The sequence below is a fragment of the Herminiimonas sp. KBW02 genome (assembly GCF_003852535.1).
In the GTDB taxonomy this organism is placed as follows: domain Bacteria; phylum Pseudomonadota; class Gammaproteobacteria; order Burkholderiales; family Burkholderiaceae_D; genus Oxalicibacterium.
Map to the genome: position 1 here is coordinate 50,621 of NZ_QAJP01000006.1, position 17,449 is coordinate 68,069.

Below are 17,449 nucleotides of genomic sequence, written 5' to 3' on the forward strand. Positions count from 1 at the left end.
GGACAAACCCTGGCATGTTCAAAAATACTTATGCAGAAAAACTGGTGCCGGCTCAGCCTGGCAACTGATCTGCCTGCTGCCCCAGACGCAAGCCCGGATTTTCCTGTTCCAGTGCCAGCAACACGGCAGACTGATCCGCCTGTGGTGCGTCTTTCAGTACCTGCTGATAATTTTGTGTCACCAGTTCCGCCACCGGCAAACGCAAACCGGCATTGTTCGCCGCGATCAACACGTTTTCCAGATCCTTGAACTGACTCTTGACCTGACCACCTGGCATGAAGTTGCGGTCCAGCATACGCTGGCCATGCACCTCAAGAATGCGACTTTCAGCGAAGCCGCCACGAATGGCCGCGCGTACCGCGGTCGGATCAGCGCCGCCCGCTTGCGCCAGCAACAAGGCTTCGGCCACGATATTCAGCGTACCGCCGACGATCAATTGATTGCACAGCTTAGCGATCTGGCCACAACCGGCAGGCCCGACCAGGGTCGGACGTCCCATCACGGTCAACACCGCTTGCGCCTCGGCGAAATCATCCGCACTACCGCCTGCCATGATGGCGAGCGAGCCGGCTTCCGCCCCGACTACACCGCCTGAAACCGGCGCATCAATAAAACGTACGCCTTGCGCCGCCAGTCTGGCATGCACTTCCTGTGCTTCGGACTGACGCGTCGAGCTCATATCCACCACCAGCGCACCGCGCTTCAGGCCCGGGATAGCCGCATCCACAACTTGCGCGACGATAGGGCCGGCTTCCAGCATGGTGATGATGATATCCGCCCCCATGACTGCATCCGCCACCTGCTCCGCCACTTTGGCCCCCACCGGCGCCAGCTCATCGGCCTTGCTGCGGGTACGGTTCCATGCAGTCAGTTGATACCCTGCCTGCAGCAGGCGGGTCGCCATCGGTTTTCCCATCAGGCCGATGCCGAGGAAAGCGATGACCGGTTTCGATGCAGATTGCTTCAATTCAAACTCCTTTATGCACAAGATTTTCACTGCATAATGGCGCATACACCACCTAAAAAGCAACTGCCATGTCCACCTACAATATCCAGCCTGTCCTGCCCATCCGTATGCAATTGGGGGAATGTCCGTTATGGCATGCTGCAGAAGCCGCCTTGTACTGGATAGATATAGACGGTCGCGCCGTGCATCGCCACATCCCGGCAACTGGCGCGCACCAGCACTGGGACATGCCGTCCGAACCGGGCTGTATCGCGATCCGTGCCGCAGGCGGCTTGCTGGTCGCGCTGCGCTCCGGCCTGATCGTGCTCAACACCCGCAACGGCGAAATGACGCCTGTCGCCGACGCGCCATATGATCAGCGTACCACCCGTTTCAACGATGGCCGCTGCGATGCAGCCGGACGCCTGTGGGTCGGCTCGATTTATGAACCACGCGATCATGCGCATGCCGCACTGTATTGCATAGAGCGTGACGCAATCAGCGACAGCGGCAAGCGCGCCACCGTCTCCAACGGCGTCGCCTTCAGTCCCGATAACAAAACCCTGTATCACGCCGACACCACCACGCACCGCATCTTTGCCTGCGATTACGATGTACGCAGTGCTGCATTGGGCGCCAGTCGCGTGCTGCATCAATTCTCCACCGACAAGCAAAATAACTATGGCGGTCGTCCTGACGGCGCAGCGGTAGATAGTGAAGGTAATTACTGGTGCGCGATGTATGAAGGCGGACGCCTGCTGCGCCTGTCACCGCAGGGCGACATCCTGTCTGAAATCGCACTGCCGGTGCGCTGCCCGACCATGATGGCATTCGGCGGTGATGACTTGCGCACGCTCTACATCACCAGCGTCAGCAAGAACCGTCCGGCAGCAGAACTGGAACAACATCCCTTATCCGGCAACCTGCTCAGTGTGCGCGTAGATGTCGCTGGCCTGCCCGAACATGTCTACCTTGCCTAACCGGCATTACACCCGCTAACGATGAGCCAATTCATACTCGCAATCGATCAGGGCACCACCAGCTCACGTGCCATTCTGTTCAATCACGAAGGCCACATACATGGTCTGGCGCAGCAAGAGTATGCGCAAATTTTTCCGGAACCAGGTTGGGTCGAACATGACGCGCAAGTCATCTGGAGCAGCCAGCTGGCGGTTGCCCAGCAGGTGATGCAAGAGCACAAGCTCAAAGCGACCGACATTGCTGCGCTCGGCATCACCAATCAGCGCGAGACCACAGTGATCTGGGATCGTAAAACCGGTGTACCGATTGCGAATGCCATTGTCTGGCAGGACAGACGTACTGCTGCCTATTGCGATCAGTTACGTGCTGAAGGAAAAGCGGATTTATTTCTGCAAAAAACCGGACTGGTGCTGGACTCTTACTTCTCCGGCACTAAAGTGAAATGGCTGCTCGATCATATTCCCGGTGCGCGCGCGAAGGCAGAACGCGGCGAACTGGCTTTCGGCACGATAGATAGCTGGCTGATTTTCAAATTATCCGGTGCCCACCTGACTGACAGCAGCAATGCCTCGCGCACGCTGCTGTTCAACATCCATACGCAAACATGGGATGAAGAATTACTGACCATACTCGGCATCCCTGCCTCTCTGCTGCCCGAAGTCGTCGCCAGTAGCGGCGTGGTCGGTCATACGCATGCCGAATTGTTCGGTGCGCCCATCGCCATAGCCGGTATCGCAGGCGATCAGCAGGCCGCAACCTTCGGTCAGGCCTGTCACCAAGCAGGGATGGCGAAGAACACTTACGGCACCGGTTGCTTCATGTTGCTCAATACAGGTACGCAAGCAATCCGTTCACAGAATCATTTGCTCACCACCATAGGCTGGACACTGGGAGAGAAAAACGCGCGACACACTAACTACATGCTGGAAGGCAGTGTCTTCATGGGTGGCGCTATCGTGCAATGGCTGCGCGACGAACTCGGCATCATCCAGCGCTCGGCCGATGTCGAGGCCCTGGCCACCAGCGTGCCGGATAACGGCGGCGTGGTCTTCGTTCCGGCGTTCAGCGGACTCGGTGCCCCGTACTGGGATTCCTATGCACGCGGCACCATACTCGGCATGACACGCGGCAGCAACAAAGCGCACATCGCGCGCGCGGCACTGGAGAGCATCGCTTACCAAAATGGTGACTTGCTGGATGCAATGCAAAAGGATGCGCAACTGGCCTTGCAGGAATTGCGTGTCGATGGCGGTGCGTCGCGCAATGATTTACTGATGCAATTCCAGGCCGACATTTTGAATGTCCCGGTCGTGCGCCCTGTTGTGACCGAAACTACCGCGCTGGGGGCAGCCTACCTGGCCGGGCTGGCTGTCGGATACTGGGACTCACAGGAAGAAATCAGCGTGCAATGGAAGATGGATAAGCGCTTTGAACCCGGCATGTCTGCTGATGAACGGGAACATCGTCGACACACCTGGCATCGCGCAGTAGAACGTGCGCAGGCGTGGGAAAGCTAAAGGCCGGGTCTTAAGCAGCGACTGCCAGCCTTTTACGCAAACGTATCTTCCAGCGCTTGACGCCGCCGCGTTCCAGTTCTTCCTCCACGCCATCCGCCGTATAGCCGAGCTTTTCATAAAAGCGCAGCGCGCGCTGGTTATCGCGCAAGACCCACAGCGTGGTCGTGTGTGACGGTGGCAAAGCCTGCTCTATCGTTTGCATCAGCTCCGCACCCACGCCTTTATCCCAATACTCGGGCAGAACATAAATCGCCTGCACTTCGGATACACCGGCAGCATCCGCATCTATGCTGAGGCCACCCGAAACCCAGCCCGTCACCAGTCCGCTCTCTTCCGCGATAAAAGTCAGGCCGGGATTATTTTCCAGTTGCTCACGCCATGCAGCGATGCGCCTCTCCAGCGACAGGTTGGCGAGAAACTCGGCAGGGAAAATTTCGGCATACGCGGTTTGCCATGTGCGCACATGGATAGTCGCTATCGCCTCCGCGTCCGCTACTGTCGCCTTGCGTATCACTGCTTTACCCCGGCCGCTTCCGCTTTTTCCCGTGCCTCTTGCTGTTCTTTTTCTGCCGCTATCCATGCAGCGTCGGGCACCGTACCGTTCAGGTAGTAGTCACCAATCGCACGTTCACGGAAGATCGCCGGATTATGCGAAGCCGCAGTACGCGCATTGCGCCAGTGACGGTCGAGGCGACGTGTTTCACTGGTGGCCGATGCACCGCCGACTTCAAACAGCAAAGTGCTGGCTTGCAATACCAGATCGATGACAATTTGCTGCGCCTGGAAAGCCTTGATTTCAGTATCAACATACAGCGCTTCATCGGCGGTATCAGCGAGGCGCGCCAGATGCACTTCATCCAGCGTACGCGCGATACCTTCGACGATCGTATCCGCTGCAAACGACAAACTGGCCAGACGCCCAACCACACGTTGCACCAATGGATCTTCACGCGGACTGGATGCCCCCGGCACGCCGAACGCACGCGTCTTGCGCTGCACGAAAGCGATGGCATCCCGTTTGACCGCCCGGCCGACTCCGGCAATCGACGCCAGCAAAATCAATTGCAGGAAAGCCTTTTGATACGACTGTGCATAGCTATCCTTGCCGCTTAAGCGACGGTTGATATGCTCAGGCAGAATCTCGACTTGTTCAAAGATGGTCGTACCGCTACCTGTCATGCGCTGACCGAAACCATCCCAGTCATCGATGCGTGTCACGCCCGGCGACGTTGCTGGCAACGATACGCTGACACGTTCCTCACCATCGACCACTGATGCAACGATCCAGTCGGCATAGATAGTCCCGGTGCTGTAGTACTTCTTGCCGTTGAGGAACCACTTGCCATCTTCCTGCTTGATGGTGGCGCTGGTACCTGTCACTTCAGTCAGCTCGGCCATCGCATAACCGATGAGTGCGCCTTCGACGATTTTAGGGAACCAGAATTCACGCACCGATTCATCGGTGTGATTGATACGACTTTCGAGGAAAGCAAAGTGACCGCGCAATAAATGCGAGACGTTGGAATCGGCTTCTGCCAGCTCCACCAGCAAGCGGAAGAATTGCGAAATCGTCGCACCGAAGCCACCGTATTTGAGCGGGATGCGGACGCGGCCAAAGCCGGCTTCACGCAACCAGCGCACTGCCTCATACGGCAGTTCACGTTCCTGTTCACGTCGCACGGCATCTTCCGCGATACGTGCGAACACAGGCCGGAAGCGTTCCGCCAGTTCTTCGTAGGTCGGGCTGGCGGCAACTTTGGTTTCCAGATGATGAATGGTGGCGGTAGCAGTATTAGTCATGATATTTGCTTCTATTAAAAATGGTGGGGCGGTGTTTGCACACGGCAATCAAATGTCTGTTTTTCTTAAGTTGCGCGTACGCGCGGATCGATCAGACTGTAGAGAATGTCGACCACGATGTTGACGATCACATAGATGAGAGCAGCCAACAGGGTGATGCCCAGTACGATAGGAACATCCTTGCTGTTTGCAGCGTCCAGCATCAGACGTCCGACGCCTTGTCGTGCGAACAGCAGCTCAACCACCACCGCGCCGCCCAGCAGACTGGCAAAAACAAAGCCAGACAAGGTGACCAGCGGTACCAGTGCATGGCGTAGCGCATGACGCAAACGCACACCGGCATCCGACATGCCGCGTGCACGCGCCGTCAGGATGAAGGGTTGTTCCAGCACATCTTCCAGTTCTTGCCGCAAGACTTGCGTCAATACGCCGACTACCGGCAAGGCCAGTGCAATCGTCGGTAACACCAGCGAACGCCAGCCTTGCGAACCGGAAGGCGGGAACCAGTGGAAGTAAAAAGAGAACAGCAGCAATAAGAGTATGCCGATCACAAACGAAGGCGCAGATGTAATCGTCAGTTCCGCACCGGAGACAACAGACCGTATCCACGGCGCGCGTCTTGCCGTCAGCAAAGCAATGAGTACCGACAACACGATGGACAGCACACCGGCGCACAAGGCCAGTTGCACAGTCGCGCCCAGTTGCTGCGTCACCGCTTTCAGCACCGGTATGCGCAAGCGATAAGATTCACCGAGGTCGCCCTTGGCGAGACGACCTATGTAATTGCCGTACTGCGTCAGCAGCGGATCATCCAGCCCGTACTCACGCCGCACTTGCGCCAGCACTTCAGCCGTTGGCATCGCATCCGGCCCGCCGACTATCGCCAGCGCGGTATCGCCGGCGGTGAGATTGATCGCCACAAAGGTCAGTGTTGCCGCCCCCCACAACACGCCGAGACCGGCCAGCAAACGCCACAGTATGCGTTTGAGCGAGATCATGATCCCTCCTTGTCGAGCCAGACACCAATGAACAATGGCGTGTTGTGCGAGGTATCAAAGATCACGCCTTTCACATTGCTGCGATAGGCGATCATATGAATGCTTTCATATGAAGGAACGGCAGGAACCAGTTCAGTCAGACGTCGTTGCGCCTGGCTATACAGCGCTTTCAACTCAAGCGGATCATTGGATTTACGTGCACGTTCCAGTGCGTCGTCCAGTTCGGGATCACGCAGGCGTGAACTGTTTTGTCCGATCAGTTTCTCGCTGGCAATCGAATTGCTGTGATACAGGATGTACAAACCATCCGGCGTATTCGTATGCCAGTAGCCACCGCCAAGCGCCTGGTAATCACCGGCATAACGCTTGTCCGTTGCAACTGCGATCGGCACCACATCGATATTCAGCTCGAAACCTACCTTGCGTGCATCAGCCTGGATCGCAACGGCCACACTGTTCGGAAAGGCCGGATTTTCGGTGATCAGCAAGGTAGCTGACAGGCGCTTGCCGTCCTTGACGCGGTAACCTTTGTCATCCCGCGCGGTCCAGCCCGCCTGGTCGAACAGGCGATTCGACTCTGCGACGTTATAAGCCAGCGCATCCTTGAACGACGGATCGTAGTAACGTGAATTCGCTGCCAGGAAGTCGCCCTTGGGTGCATATTCACCAAAGCCGGTAATCCAGGCGACGCCTTCACGGTCGATGGCCAGTGCCAACGCCTTGCGTATCTGCACATCATTGAATGGCGCTTTCTCCACATTCAATGTCAGGCTGCGGAATGGATTACCTTTACGCACCCGGCTATGAAAACGCAAATTCGGATCAGCACGTATCGCCTTGGCATTCTGCGCCGGCGCATCCAGCGTGAAATCGGATTGCCCGCTTTGCAACGACGAGTAGCGGATCATCGCTTCCGGCACGAAAGTCAGTTCTATGCGATCCAGATAGGCCGGCCCCTGATGCCTGACCACAGGCGGTGCCCAGTTGTAATCGGCGCGCTTGACGAAGTTTGCACCTTGCGCGCGCACATAGCTTTCCAGTACGAACGGGCCCGAACCGATAGGATGCTCAGCAATCGACTTTGGATTTTCCTTAATCTGTTTCGGCGAAATCATACTCAGCCAGGATTGCGCCAGCACATCGAGGAAAGGTGAATATGGTTCGCTCAGTGTTGCTTCAAACGTATACTCATCCACGATGCGACCACGCTGATAAGGACGAATATATGCCGCAGCCAACGGCGACTTGGTCGCCGGGTCACGCATATGCTCGAGGTTCACCAGCACTGCTTCCGCATTGAAGCGTACGCCGTCGCTAAAGGTTACGTCATCGCGCAAATGGAAGGTATAGGTCTTGCCATCCGGCGAAATGTCCCATGACTTGGCCAGCCACGGCGAGATATTCCCTTGCTCGTCCTGGTACACCAGGCCGTCATACAGGATGCGTCCCAGCCACTGCACGTTGCCGTGCGAGATGGCATGGACGTCGAAGGTTGAGGTATCCAGGGCCACCGTCGCACGCAAGGTGCCGCCCGGTTTTCCTGCACTCTGCTGGTAATAGTCAGACGCTGCATAACTCAGCTGACCGTCACGCACTATCGCACTGCCGGTCGCATCAGCTGCTCCCTGACCCGCAGTTTTTTCACTATCACCTGATGAGCAGGCGCTCAAAATGCAAGCGCCTGCCAACAAGCTGATACGTAAAAGCGCATACAGCAAAGATCCTGTTTCATTGCCTTTGGCAATCCGTATCATATTCACCAGCCCTTCATTTATTACATTCAAATATCAATTAAAAACGGTAAGACGCACCTGCGAAGGCACCGAAGCCGTCACCTACATACACAGCACCGGTGTTATCCACGCCGCGCAGGTTGTATTGCGGGCTGATCGCCGACGCATACGCTTTGTCGGTCAGGTTGCGCAAATCGAGGAACAGGCTCCACTTGCCGCCAGGCTGTTCATATCCGACCTTGGCACCAAAGATGGTGTAGCTAGGCGCGGCCAGCGAGTTCGCATAGTCCAGCCAGGTTTTCGATGAGTAACGCGCGTTTACACCGACGTAGAAACCGCTCGGATGCTGGTATTGCAGCTCTGCCGTGTAGACATGCTTAGGCAGGCCAGGCAATTCGTTCGCACCGTAGACCGGATCTTTTTTGTAGTGGAAATCGTTATAGGTATAGGCCTGGCGCAAGACGACGTTGTCGCCGCCCTTGCCTTTCCACACACGCGCATCCAGACCTGCTTCCAGGCCCTGGTGTACGGTCGGCGTGGCGTTACGTTTCTCCTGATCTGTCGGGCCACCGCCAGGAATTTGCGCGGTCAGCAGTTCATTACGGACTTCGGAGCGATACAGCGCGACGCTACCGGTGAAGGTGTCATTGCTGCCGCGCACACCGATCTCCACGGTATTCGCTTTTTGCTCGGTCAGCTTCTTCACGCCTATCTGCGTCGCAGTGGTACCGGAACCGGTGAAGCCCCAGGTCACAGGCGGATCGATGGAACGGCTGACGTTGGCGAAGGCCACCACTTTCGGTGCCAGTTCATAGCGCAAGCCAAGGCGCGGAGCCAGGTCCTGATGGTTGTAGGTAGTCGCCGCGTTATTGACCGGGATATCACCGTACAGCGTACGCACATCACGACGTATATTCACCAGCGACAAACCCGATGACAACCAGGTACGCGGATTCAGTTGCAACTCGTTGCCGACTGCCAGTACCGTGTCGGACGAGCCGTTATACGTTGCATCCTTCTTCAATGCGCGAGTGGTACCGTTGTATGTTTTTACGCCAGAGTTAATGGCCTGGGTGCGGGTGAAGCTGACGGTGGTATCACTTTGCAAGCCAAACAATTGTTCACTACGCAGATAGCGCAATGAAGCATTGATATCGCGCCAGGTCCAGAAGTTAGGTGTGGCGGTGCTATTGATGTTCAGGATCTGCGGATAGTCGTGATACGCCAGACCGAATTCAATTTTGGATACGTCATCTATGGTGTAAGTCGTCTTACTGCCGATGTAAGTCGAACCAGGCTTGGTGCCGTCCTGACGACCATTCACGGTAGCCGCTGTAGTCTGGCTACTATCCGCTCTCAGCTGGGCCAGCGTGAGCAGTGCAGGCGTCTGGTGATACTCTTCGCGATAGCGCAGGTAAAGACGTGTTTCCAGTTGAGGTGTCAGGCGGAAGCCAAAGTTACCGACGATGCCCTTGGCTTCGACGTTGGTCCATTTTTGATAACCACGACGCTCGGAGTTAGTCACGCTGACGTAGTAATCGGTATCGCCTGATTCAGTTACGCCACCCACGCTCAACTGTTGCTTGCGCCAGCCGAAACTACCCGCTTCAAATCGTCCATACACGCCAGGCGAAGTGCGTCCGGTATGCGTCGCCAGATTCAGCGCGCCACCCAAAGCCAAAGCGCCATACTGGAATGCATTCGCACCGCGCAGCACTTCGGTGTAATCGATGCCCGACATTTCGAGCAATTCGTATGGCGTACCGCCGGACCCGGTCAGTGCCAGGCCGTCAAACAGGAATGCCGTACCTTCACGGAATACGCCCGCAGCAGTAGCAATACCGGAGCCACGTATCGAAATCTTGACCGCGTCGTTACCGCCGGTGGCTTGCGCGAACACGCCAGGCTCGAAGGCCAGTACGTCTTCCAGTGTCGAGGAACGGCCTTTTTCCACATCCGCGTTTTTCACCACGCTGACATTGCCGGTTACGTTCTCCAGCTTCACTTTGGCTTTTTCGGTCGTGGACAGCGCCTTACCTTTGATGACGACAGTGTCTTCAACTTGTGTCGTCGCTTCTTGCGCATATACCAGGCCGCTGGCGAACCAGAACAGGACGGTCGCCTGCAATAGTTTGGAACGTTGTGCGCGTGGGAAGACGGAAGCCACCAGGCGCGAAGTAATCCGAGATGGAGGAAGTGCGTGTTTCAAAATAACCCCTTAATTAATGCCTGACAAAAGTCAGGACCAAGTGCCGACACAATCTGTAAAGGACATGCCGGCGTATGTTTTTTATGGAATGAACTAACTGCCTATTACTTGAATGCGTAGGAAATACCGGCAACAGCGCCAAAGCCATCACCCGGAACAGAACTCGCCGTATCGACACCTTTGGCATTGACGGTCGGGCTGACGCTGGCTGCATAACGCTTGTCACCAAGATTGCGCAGATCAAGGAATACTTTCCAGCCGTTCGTCGGATGGACGTAACCGGCCGATGCGTCAAACACGGTGTAACCCTTCACAGCGAAGGTGTTGGCGTAATCAACTTTTGTTTTGGATGCCACTTGCGCATTCACGCCTGCATAGAAGCCGCTTGGATGTACATACAACAGTTCAGCCTGGTAGTAATGCGGTGGTATGCCAGGCAACTGATTGCTGCCAAAGCGGGCATCGTTCTTGTAATGGAAATCGCTATAGGTGTAAGCCTGGCGCAGTGACAACTTCTGGCCACTCGCTTCCCACAGCGGCAAATCAGCTCCTGCTTCCAGCCCTTGATGTACCGTCGGGCTGGCGTTCGATTCGAGCGTGACGCCGGAACCCGGGAAGGTCTCTACCGTTTGCAATTCATTCTTCAACTCGGAACGATAGAGTGCGACGCTCCACTGTCCGCCGTTGAGCGTGCCGCGTGTTCCGACTTCGGCGGTCGTGGCCTTTTGATTTCTCAGGTCATAGCCGCGCACTGCGAAGCTCGCGAGTGGCCCGGTTGCACCGTACAAGGTCCCGAACGACGGCGGCGTGGTCAGGAATGCCCATGAATTAGGCGGTTCAACCGAACGGCCGATATTGCCGAAGACTTGCAGATCGGGTGTGAAGTTGTAACGTAAGCCGACGCGCGGGGCGAAATCCCAGCGTGAGGTGCTATACGGCTGGTTGGTGACCGGATAGGTCACGATGGTGTCGCGCTTGGTATTGATTGCGGACAAGCCCGTCGTCAGCCACAGCGACGACGCCAGCTCCAGATCGTTGCTGGCATGGATCACCAGATCAGAGCCGCCATACTCAACCTTGTGCACCAGTGAACCAGCCGGATAACCCGGTGATGAACGGTGTACATACGAATCACGATACGCATCCAGATGCTTGGTCACGACGAAACCGATTTTGGTATTGCTGACCTTGCCGCCCCAGGTATCGCTGCGCGAGTACTGCGCACTTGCGGATACGTCTTCAAAACCCCAATCCTGCAAAGTCGCGTTGGTTGCTACCGCATTGCTCGGGCGCGAATCGATAGGATAGTTGTGGTACACCAATCCCAGATCCAGTTGTGAGCTGCCATCCAGCCTGATCGTGGTCTTGTTCGCCAGCCAGGTCGAACCAGGCTGGTCACGCAAGGCATTCTGTGCGATCGCCAGCGCATTGGCCTGGCGCGGATCGGCGTCGATCTGCGCACGCGTCAGGTTACCCGGCGATTGATTCTTGGTTTCGCGATAGCGCAGATAGAAACGTGTCTGCACATCAGGATTGATTTGATAGCCGATGTTCGCCGCAATACCGTTGCTGCTGCTGCGCGACTGCGCCTGAAAGCCGTCACGTGAAGCTTCGGTAATGCTGAAGTAGTAATCCAGTGGCCCGATGACTTTGCCGCCGCTGATTTGTACCTTGTGATAACCGAAGCTGCCGCCTTCGACATGCACGGCAAACGGATCTGCCGTACGTCCGGTTTTGGTGACGTAGTTGATGGCACCACCCAGTGTGTTGGCGCCATAGTCAAAAGCATTCGCGCCGCGCAGTACTTCGGTGTACTCCAGGCCGAGTGGTTCAAATAATTCATACGGTGTGCCGCCAGGGCCGCTGACGGGCAATCCATCGAACAGGAAGTAAGTACCGGTACGGAAAGAGTTGCCACCGCCGCGGTTGATTGCGGAACCGCGGATCGAGATCTTGATGCCGTCACCACCACCCGAAGCGGCCTGCGCAAAGACGCCAGGCTGATAGGCCAGAATGTCTTGCGCTGTACGTACGCTGCGGCGTTCTGCATCGTCGCTATTGATAAAGTTGGTCGCACCCGACACTTCTTTCAGTTTCAGTTTGGCCTTGTCTTCACCAGACAAAGCCTTGCCTTTGACGACCACGGTATCTTCCACTTGCGGCGCGGCATCCTGCGCATAGATGGCACCACTCGCCATGCACAACACAGCGCTCGCGCTCAATGCGCGCAAGGCACGATGTGTAGCTGGCCGGGCTATGCGCCCTCGCTGCGGTGACTGCTTCACTTTCCTGTTCACTTTCTTTACTCCCAATAATCAGATTTACTACCCGTTGTTAAAACCGGGTATGGCAATCCGACCCGCCTCGCTTGTATGAAGCACAGCCCGGGGAACCACACCATTCATCAAATATTTTTTATTGCAGAACTTAGAATCGGACTGTCACTCCGCTGTATATCGAGAAGCCATCGCCTGGATAGAAGTTGGCTGAATCAAGTCCTCTGGCGTTGTCTGTTGTATTGGCGGCAGCAGCGTAATGTTTATCGCCGAGATTGCGGAAGTCGAGATACGCTTTCCATTTTTTCCCTGGCTCTTCATAGCCAAACTTGGCGCCCCAGATCACTGCAGATGGCGCTTTGAGGGTATTCGCGTAATCGACGTAGTAACCGGACATGGCACGGGCGTTCACACCTGAGTAGAAGCCGCCGGCTTGCTGGAACAGCAACTCGCCTTGATATACATGGCGCGGCAAACTAGGTAATTCATTTGTGCCGTAGCGCTGATCGTTGCGATAGTAAAAATCATTGAAGGTATAAGCCTGACGATAGCTCAGGCGATCCCCATTATTGTTACGCCACAGTTTCGACGTGAGTGCTGCCTCTATACCCTGGTGAATAGTTTTGCTGGCATTGGTATTGGCAATCAATGCCGGGGTAGCGCCCACTGCCGGACTGGCTATCGAAGTCAGCAACTCATCACTGACATAAGAACGGTAGAGGGTTACGCTTCCTTCGTGTTTTTCGTTAGCGGCACGCAAACCGATTTCTGCCGTATTCGCCTTTTGTGGTCGCAGTGGTCTTACGTAAGAAACACCGGTACTTGCCATCTGCCAGGTAACCGGCGGATCAATTGAGCGCGATACGTTACCGAACAATTGCACGGTCGGCGTAGCCTGAAACAGGAAGCCCAGGCGCGGCGCCAGGGAGCGATCGGTGTAATCCACGGCACGCGGAAATGGCAACGCGCTGGCAGGCAAAGTCGAACGTTCAATACGCACATTACGTCCGACCTCAATCAGCGAGAGTCCGCTGGATAGCGTGAACTGATCGCTTAAATGCAGCGCATTACTGACAGACAATACGGTGTCGCGCGAACCACTGTACTTGGTGTACTGCCGCTCGCTGGTGTGTACACCATTCACCTGGTTGTAGCCCGTCACGTCGCCATCCAGCAGACGGGTGTCACTAAAACTGACGGTGGTATCGCTCAGTTTTCCAAACAAGGTATCGCCGGTACGTAAATATCTCAGCGACGTGGTGAAGTCCTTGGAACGCCAGATGCCAGGCTGATCGGAATATATCCAGCCGTTATCCAGCGGGTAGTCGTTGTAAGCAAAGCCGAGTTCAAACTTTGACTTGTCATCCAGCGTGAGTGTGGTCTTGCTGGTGACAAAAGTGGTACCACCCTTGCGTCGAGCCGACGCAATGGAAGTGCTGTTGCGTGGATCAGCCCTCAGTTGTGCCAGGGTCAGTGTGCTGCCGTTTCTTAATTCTTCGCCACGGTGACGGATTATCAGACGCGTCTCCAGACGATCACTGAATTTATGTCCCAGATTAAAAATGTAATCTTCGCCGGTATTCGGGCTATTACGCTGGAAGCCGTCGCGCTGATTGTGCGCATATTGCAGGAAATAATCGGTATCACCAGAAGCCGATACACCACCGGTGCTGGCCTGATATTTGCGATAACCAAAACTGCCGGCTTCCACACTCACCACATTACCTGGCGAACTACGTCCGGTATGGGTGACAAAATTAATCGCACCACCCAATGACAAGGCCGAGTATGCGAATGCATTGGAGCCATTCAGAATCTCGGTGTAATCAACGCCGGACAGCGTCAGAAAATCTTCCTGCGTCCCGCCCGGTCCGGTGATCGGCAAACCATCAAACAGATACTTAATACCTAGCGAGTAGCCCTGATAAAAAGCGTTCAGGCCGGAGCCGCGTATCGAAATCTTATTCGCACCTGTGCCACTGGTCGCCGCTGCAAACACGCCCGGCTGATACGCCAGCACATCTTCGGCATTCTGTGCACGACCACGCTCCACATCGGCGTTGTTCACCACACTTGCGGTGCCGGCAACATTCTTCAGTCGTTCTTTCGCCTTCTCTGCATCCTTCAATGCTTTGGCTTTGATGACTACGGTTTCCTCTACCTGCGGTGCAGCTTCCTGCGCGCCAGCGATGCCACCGGACAGGCATAATGCAGCACCGACGCCGAGCGTGCGCAGCAAGGCTGCACGGGTAGTCGTTGTCGCGTTCATTTGCAGTGCATTACGCTGCATCCAGCTCACCTTCTTTTTCACTTTCCCTACTCCCGATATCAGTTGACTCAACTACGCGCTTTCTTTTTCCCAGCTGCGGAATGGCACTCAGCAACGCTTGCGTATATACGTGCTGCGGATTTTCAAATACCTCACGGACCCCACCTGACTCGACCACGATGCCGTCCTTCATCACCAGAATCCGGTCGCTGACGCGGTAGATGACGCCGAGGTCATGTGAGATAAAAAGACAGGACAGGCCGAGGCGATCTTTCAGGTCGATCAGCAGATCAAGAATTTGTGCCTGCACCGATACGTCGAGTGCAGAGACCGGTTCATCGCAAATCAGCACTTCCGGTTCCGGTGCCAGTGCACGCGCGATGGCTATGCGCTGGCGTTGACCGCCGGATAATTCGATAGGACGGCGTTGCAGGAAGCTCTGATCCAGTCGCACCAGATGCAACAATTCAATCGCGCGTGCACGCTTTTCCGTGGCGTTGGTATAACCAGCGACGCCCAGTGCCTCGAATAGCACCCGCTCCACCGTATAGCGCGGATCGAATGAACTGAGCGGATCCTGGAATACGACCTGTATGCGTTTGCGCTCTGCGCGTTGCTGCGCATCGCTGAGTTCACTCCAGACCTGATCACGCAAACGGACGTTGCCGACGTTCGGTGTTTCGAGTCCCAGCACCATGCGCGTCAGCGTCGTCTTGCCGGACCCGGATTCACCAACAATGCCAACGGTTTCGCCCTTGCGTAATGCAAACGACACTTCCGATACCGCCACGCGACGTGATCCATCCGGCGCGAAGAAAACCTTGGTCAGGTTGTTCACCTCTACCGCAATCGGATTGGTATTGATCACACCCGGCGGCAGCTCGGTCGGCAAAGCAGCGAGATGGCCATCATCGGTCACCGCAATTTTTTGGCGCACCGGGCCACGCTTCTGTACTGATGACACGGCCGACAACAGGGATTTTGTATATGGATGTTGCGGATCATGCAGAATTGCATCCAGCGGCCCCTGCTCGACAATCTCGCCATGCCACATCACGGCAACCCGGTCAGCCAGGCGCGACACGACAGCAAAATCATGGCTTACCACCAGCATGGCCTTGTCAGGGGTACGCAAGGATTCGAGCAAATCCAGTACCTGCGCCTGCACCGCGGCATCCAGTGCCGTGGTTGGCTCATCCGCAATCAGGAGTTCAGGATTGCACGCAATCGCAGAAGCAATCAGTGCGCGCTGGCGCAAGCCGCCAGAGAGTTGATGCGGATATTGCAGCAAACGGGTTTCAGGTTCAGGGATGCCAACAGAGCGCAACAAGGCGATTACTTTTTCATCACGCTCCTGTTTGGTCCATTTGCCGTGCAGCTTGAGTGGTTCAGCCACTTCAGCGCCAACCGTACGTAACGGATCCAAAGAACCCAGTGCATCCTGCATCACGAAGCCGATACGACGGCCACGTATATCGCGCCAGGTACGTTCGTTAAACTTGCGTAAATCATCACCGTCAAAACTCAGGCGATCTGCCTGCAAGGTGCTGCGATGTCCGGTCAGGCCGACCAGCGTACGCGAAGTAACGCTTTTGCCGGAGCCGGATTCACCGACCAGGGCCAGGCATTCGCCACGGTGCAAGGCAAATGAAATACCTTTGATGATAGCGGGACCGCCATGACCAAAATGGACATGCAGGTTCTCAACTTCAACCAAAGGCCGGCGCCCGTTTTCCAGCTGGCTGGTCATGCGCGCTTGCCTTCGCTGCGCAGCAATAATTCACGGCCCAGTGCAGTGATCGAAACCACCGTCAGGGTGACAGCAACGCCGGGCGCGGCTACCAGCCACCACGCGTTCGACAGAAAATTACGGCCGACTGACAGCATGGAGCCCCACTCAGGCGAAGGCGGCGGCGCACCGAAACCGAGGAAGCTCAATGCAGCACCGGCAGCAATCTTGCCGCCTATGCCTATGGTTGCCAGGATCAGGATGGGTTTGATTGCATTCGGCAATACGTGACGGATGATCACGGTGGAGCGACGCAAACCCAGCGTCACAGCCGCTTCCACATACTGCGCATTACGTACGATATGCGTCTGGGCACGCACCATACGGGCATAACGCGGCACGCTCGCGACACCAACCGCGATCACAGCATTGACCAGGCCCTGGCCCCAGAAAGTGATAATGACCAGCGCCAGCAACAAATCCGGGAAAGCCAGCAATACATCAATCAGACGCATCAGAAAATTATCGACGATGCGATGACCCAGGCCGGCAAACAGCCCGACCGCGATACCGATGCTCAAGCCAATTGCCGTCGCAGCCAAACCCATAAGCAATGAAGGTTGCACGCCATAGATCAGGCGCGTCCAGACATCACGTCCGTTTTCATCGGTACCCAGCCAGTGCACAGCGCTCGGAGCACGGAAGGCTTCGCGTGCAGAAGCGGCCAGCGGATCATTCGATGTCAGCAACGCCGGATGCAGTGCCGCCACCACCAGAAACAATACAAACAATGCAGCCAGCACCAGACCCGGACGCAACTTGCGCCAGTCACCCAGGCGCAGTGGGAATCGGGAGCTGTGCGCGACCGATGGCGCCAGCGTAGCGCCGAAATCAGGCGCTTCCAGTTGAACGGTTGATCCAGTAGTCATTGCAGGTAAACCTCGATGGCTGTATTAAATTGCGGTAAGTAATCAGGGGGGCTTGCATGCAC

At 56.1% G+C, this 17,449-nt stretch carries 12 protein-coding genes; 2 read left to right on the top strand and 10 right to left on the bottom strand.

The genetic code is table 11. The features are described from left to right. Nucleotides 1–52: 52 nt before the first annotated feature. Nucleotides 53–967, bottom strand: a complete 915-nt coding sequence (locus DBR37_RS11865) for an NAD(P)-dependent oxidoreductase (protein WP_124574700.1) — start codon at nt 965–967, stop codon at nt 53–55. Nucleotides 968–1,035: 68 nt separating this feature from the next. Here DBR37_RS11865 and DBR37_RS11870 point away from each other — a divergent pair, with 68 nt between their 5' ends. Together DBR37_RS11870 and glpK are read left to right on the top strand one after the other, a co-directional pair. Further along, the gene (locus DBR37_RS11870) at nt 1,036–1,926 is read left to right on the top strand and encodes an SMP-30/gluconolactonase/LRE family protein (protein WP_124574701.1); all 891 of its coding nucleotides are present in this window, start codon (nt 1,036–1,038) and stop codon (nt 1,924–1,926) included. A gap of 21 nt (nt 1,927–1,947) precedes the next feature. Then, the gene (gene glpK / locus DBR37_RS11875; protein WP_124574702.1) at nt 1,948–3,444 is read left to right on the top strand and encodes a glycerol kinase GlpK; all 1,497 of its coding nucleotides are present in this window, start codon (nt 1,948–1,950) and stop codon (nt 3,442–3,444) included. A 10-nt stretch (nt 3,445–3,454) separates the two neighbouring features. Here glpK and DBR37_RS11880 read toward each other — a convergent pair whose 3' ends face one another. The 9 genes from DBR37_RS11880 to DBR37_RS11920 form a co-directional block, all read right to left on the bottom strand. Continuing rightward, entirely contained in the window at nt 3,455–3,958 is a 504-nt protein-coding gene (locus DBR37_RS11880; RefSeq protein WP_158610248.1) for a GNAT family N-acetyltransferase, read from the bottom strand. Next, nucleotides 3,955–5,244: an acyl-CoA dehydrogenase family protein gene (locus DBR37_RS11885; RefSeq protein WP_124574704.1), complete on the bottom strand. Its 1,290-nt coding sequence runs from the start codon at nt 5,242–5,244 to the stop codon at nt 3,955–3,957. The genes DBR37_RS11880 and DBR37_RS11885 overlap by 4 nt, the downstream gene beginning before the upstream one ends. 65 nt (nt 5,245–5,309) lie before the next feature. After that, nucleotides 5,310–6,242 (bottom strand): ABC transporter permease, encoded by a 933-nt coding sequence (locus DBR37_RS11890; protein WP_124574705.1) that lies wholly within the window; start codon nt 6,240–6,242, stop codon nt 5,310–5,312. Next, nucleotides 6,239–7,996: an ABC transporter substrate-binding protein gene (locus DBR37_RS11895; RefSeq protein WP_124574728.1), complete on the bottom strand. Its 1,758-nt coding sequence runs from the start codon at nt 7,994–7,996 to the stop codon at nt 6,239–6,241. The genes DBR37_RS11890 and DBR37_RS11895 overlap by 4 nt, the downstream gene beginning before the upstream one ends. 37 nt (nt 7,997–8,033) lie before the next feature. Further along, nucleotides 8,034–10,184, bottom strand: coding sequence for a TonB-dependent receptor (locus tag DBR37_RS11900; protein WP_124574706.1), 2,151 nt, complete (start codon nt 10,182–10,184; stop codon nt 8,034–8,036). 104 nt (nt 10,185–10,288) lie between these two features. Further along, nucleotides 10,289–12,481, bottom strand: coding sequence for a TonB-dependent receptor (locus tag DBR37_RS11905; protein ID WP_199739106.1), 2,193 nt, complete (start codon nt 12,479–12,481; stop codon nt 10,289–10,291). Between the two features lie 130 nt (nt 12,482–12,611). Continuing rightward, complete coding sequence (locus DBR37_RS11910; RefSeq protein WP_233588359.1) at nt 12,612–14,771, bottom strand: TonB-dependent receptor domain-containing protein; 2,160 nt, start codon at nt 14,769–14,771, stop codon at nt 12,612–12,614. Then, nucleotides 14,740–16,479, bottom strand: a complete 1,740-nt coding sequence (locus DBR37_RS11915) for an ABC transporter ATP-binding protein (RefSeq protein ID WP_124574707.1) — start codon at nt 16,477–16,479, stop codon at nt 14,740–14,742. The genes DBR37_RS11910 and DBR37_RS11915 overlap by 32 nt, the downstream gene beginning before the upstream one ends. Next, a complete protein-coding gene (locus DBR37_RS11920; protein ID WP_124574708.1) occupies nt 16,476–17,387 on the bottom strand; it encodes an ABC transporter permease in 912 nt (303 codons plus the stop codon). The genes DBR37_RS11915 and DBR37_RS11920 overlap by 4 nt, the downstream gene beginning before the upstream one ends. Between the last annotated feature and the right edge of the window lie 62 nt (nt 17,388–17,449).